1 protein-coding gene is annotated in these 386 nt (G+C 68.7%); it reads left to right on the top strand.

The annotated features are described in order from the left end of the window. Nucleotides 1–378, top strand: a 378-nt coding sequence (locus AC066S_RS40010) for a DinB/UmuC family translesion DNA polymerase (protein WP_478272096.1), incomplete at its 5' end; no start/stop codon positions are given. Between the last annotated feature and the right edge of the window lie 8 nt (nt 379–386).

The following is a 386-nucleotide window of genomic DNA, read 5'->3' as shown; positions in this document are numbered from 1 at the left end:
TCCATGAGCCGCGAAACCACGTTCGACCGCGACCTGCACGCGGTGCGCGACCGTGCCGAACTCGGCCGCATCTTCACCGACCTGTGCGAGCGCGTGGCCGAAGACCTGCGCCGTAAGGGCTACGTGGGCAAGACCATCGGCATCAAGCTGCGCTACGACGACTTCAGGATCGCCACGCGCGACCAGACCATCGCCACCTTCACCCAGGACGCCGCAACGATCCGCCGCGCGGCCGGCGAATGCCTCAAGCGCGTGCCGCTGGACAGGCGCCTGCGGCTGCTCGGCGTGCGCGTGGGCAATCTGCTGACGGAAGAGGAGGCGCGCGAGGCGGAGGCGGCGGCCCGGGTGCCGGAGACCGGGCGGCTGTTCGACGATTAATATTACTT

This window comes from Bradyrhizobium sp. CFUWI (genome assembly GCF_056429085.1).
The sequence above is the reverse complement of the archived record's forward strand: the minus strand, read 5'-3'. Positions and strand labels throughout refer to the sequence as shown.